The sequence below is a fragment of the Nocardiopsis alkaliphila YIM 80379 genome (assembly GCF_000341005.1).
GTDB classification, from domain to species: domain Bacteria; phylum Actinomycetota; class Actinomycetes; order Streptosporangiales; family Streptosporangiaceae; genus Nocardiopsis; species Nocardiopsis alkaliphila.
In genome coordinates, this window is record NZ_ANBD01000143.1 from 1 (window position 1) to 2,734 (window position 2,734).

Consider the following 2,734-nt stretch of genomic DNA (forward strand, 5'->3'; position numbering starts at 1 on the left):
CGTGTTCGCCCCTCGGATCGAGGCCTGGGTGTACTAACTCCGGACGTCGTCCATGACGGCGTCCGGGTTACGCCAGTCGGGGTGGCCGAAGAACCTCTTGGTCTCGGCGACGATGACCGGGGACAGCAGGATCAAGCCCACCAGGTTCGGCAGGGCCATCAGGCCGTTGGCGATGTCACTGAACAACCAGACGGCGTCGAGGCCGGCCACCGCGCCGACGAAGATGATGGCGATGAACACCAGCCGGTAGGGCAGAACCGCCTTGCGACCGCCCAGGAATTCCACACAACGCTCGCCGTAGTAGGCCCAGCCGAGCAGGGTGCTGAAGGCGAACACCGCGACGGAGATCGCCACGATGTAGGCACCCGCCGCGCTGGCGCCCGGGCCGATGGCGCTCAGTCCTTCGGTCAGGGCCTGCGAGGTGAGCAGCGAACCGTCCTCGGCCTCCTCCCCCTGCCACACACCGGTGACGATGATGACCAGGCAGGTCATGCTCACCACGATGATCGTGTCGATGAAGGTCTGGGTCATGGAGACCATGGCCTGACGAACGGGTTCCTTGGTCTTGGCCGCGGCGGCGGCGATACCGCCGGTGCCCAGGCCGGACTCGTTGGAGAAGATGCCCCGGGCGAAGCCCATCTGGATGGCGAGCATGATCCCCGCGCCCGCGAAGCCACCGACCGCGGAGGTTCCGGTGAAGGCGTCGGTGAAGACCATCTGCAACGCGGGCAGCAGGGAAGCCCAGTTGACGATGAGCACGAGCAGGCAGATGCCGACGTAACCGAGGATCATGATCGGCACCAGGGCGGAGGTGACCCGGCCGATGCTCTTGATGCCACCGAGGATGACCGCGCCGGCCAGCACCATGAGGACGAGTCCCACCACCCACGGCTGGAGCGGAGTGACGCTACCGACCTGCTGGGCCACGGTGTTGGCCTGGGTACCGTTGCCGATACCGAAGGCGGCGATGGCACCGAAGATCGCGAAGGAGACACCGAGGAAGGTACCGAGCCCGCCCTTGATGCCGTGCTTCAGGTAGTACATCGGGCCGCCGCTCTGTTCGCCCTTGGCGTCGGTGCGGCGATACTTCACGCCCAGGAGGGCCTCGCTGTACTTGGTGGCCATGCCGAAGATCCCGATGACCCACATCCAGAACAGCGCGCCCGGCCCACCGACACCGATGGCCAGCGCGGCGCCCGCGATGTTACCGACACCGACGGTGGCGGCGAGCGCCGTGCTCAGCGCCTGGTAGTGCGAGATGTCGCCTTGAACGGAAGGATCCTCCTTCCGGCGAACGAAGGCCAGCCACAACCCGTGTGGGAGCCGAAGCAACTGGAGAAGACGCAGCCGGATGGTGAGGAAGACACCGACACCCAGCAGCAACGGGATGAGGACGAAGGGTCCCCAGATGATGCCACTGATGATGTCGGCCATCTCAAGGAGTTGATCCACAGGGGGTCTCCCTTTCGGTGGGTGTGTGGGGCCGAGAGGGCCGAAGGTGGAACACGGGGACCGCTGCTCCCGAGATCACGTCGGCACAGGTGGGCGCATTGCGATATTCGGCAAAGAATGGCACTGATGCATAACAGGAGCATCACGTACATTCCACATGAACGTTGCGGCGTGCCGGCGGCGCTTTCCACGCGCCACGATCGGCTCAGGCCGTCTGTTCTCCGGTCTTGTCCACGTGCTCCAACGCGAGCCTGGTGAGGGCCGTGGCGGCCGTCTCCGGGTCCGCTCCCCTACCGACCGCCATCCCCAACAGATAGGTGGTGAGCGGTGCCGCGGGGCGGGCCACCGAGTGCGCGGCGTCGCGGGCCAGGTCGAGGACGCGGTCGACGTCGGCCTTCTGGAGCGCTTCGTCCTCGGGCAGGTCGAGTTCTTGGAGTACCTGTTCCGCCCATTCCACGAGGGTCACCGATCGACTCCTTGAAGTATCCATAAAGCTACTTTTGGTGATCATAGCCATCCATGGGCCATGAAACGGCCAGATGACCGTTCAGACCTCGTCATCGTCCGCTCGTCGAACCAACGCCCATCCTTGGGCATGGGTTCTCCCGGTCCGGGGTCTCGGTTCACCCTCCGAGCCTAGCGTCGGAGGTAGCGATAACCCGGCGTTGGGAGTCCGTTCGCATGTCCCCCAGGATCCCGCTTTCGCGAACCGCCTCCGATCAGGGTCGCCCTCTACGTGTGGCCATCGTGACCGAGTCCTTTCTTCCCCAGGTCAACGGAGTCACCGACTCCGTGCGCCGGCCGAGCCGATGCCGAACGCACTCCGAGTCCGACCACCGAGACGACGAAACGGGCCCCTCCCCGGGAGAGATGGGGAGGGACCCGTCGGGTGTGACCGCCTCGCCCCCTTAAAACGTGGCGGACACAGTCCTTGGGGCCGGCGTCACTTCACCGGTTGGACCACCGCCCGCCGGACCGGGATGACGGTGGCGGCGGGAGCCGGGCCCTTGTCGAGCACGCTGTCGAGCACCTCGGTGAGCCGGTCCAAGTGGGCACGGATCCAGGGCAGGGCCAGCGGATCGTGCGCGGACAGTGCGGCGTAGCGGCGCTCTTCACGGTCTCCGTAGAGAAGACTGGTGGCGACCCGCATACGCAGGGCCTCGGGCCCCTCCCCGAACTCGACCGCGGGTAGCACTCCCATGCCGTGCTTTTCCAGCAGCAGCCCGGTCAGCTCCGATCCCGTGGTGAGGCCGTGCAAGGAGGCGAGCCGCTCACGGACCGG

The 2,734-nt window shown here is 66.2% G+C and carries 2 protein-coding genes and 1 pseudogene; all 3 read right to left on the bottom strand.

The window, feature by feature from the left end; genetic code table 11:
- Window positions 1–33 precede the first annotated feature (33 nt).
- Complete coding sequence (locus tag D472_RS0119905; protein ID WP_026117891.1) at window positions 34–1,452, bottom strand: alanine/glycine:cation symporter family protein; 1,419 nt, start codon at window positions 1,450–1,452, stop codon at window positions 34–36.
- 205 nt (window positions 1,453–1,657) lie between these two features.
- On the bottom strand, window positions 1,658–1,918 hold the full coding sequence (locus tag D472_RS0119910) for a DUF6457 domain-containing protein (protein WP_017606219.1): 261 nt from the start codon (window positions 1,916–1,918) through the stop codon (window positions 1,658–1,660).
- Window positions 1,919–2,395: 477 nt separating this feature from the next.
- Window positions 2,396–2,734, bottom strand: a pseudogene (locus D472_RS26060) (pyridoxal phosphate-dependent aminotransferase); the annotation flags it as partial.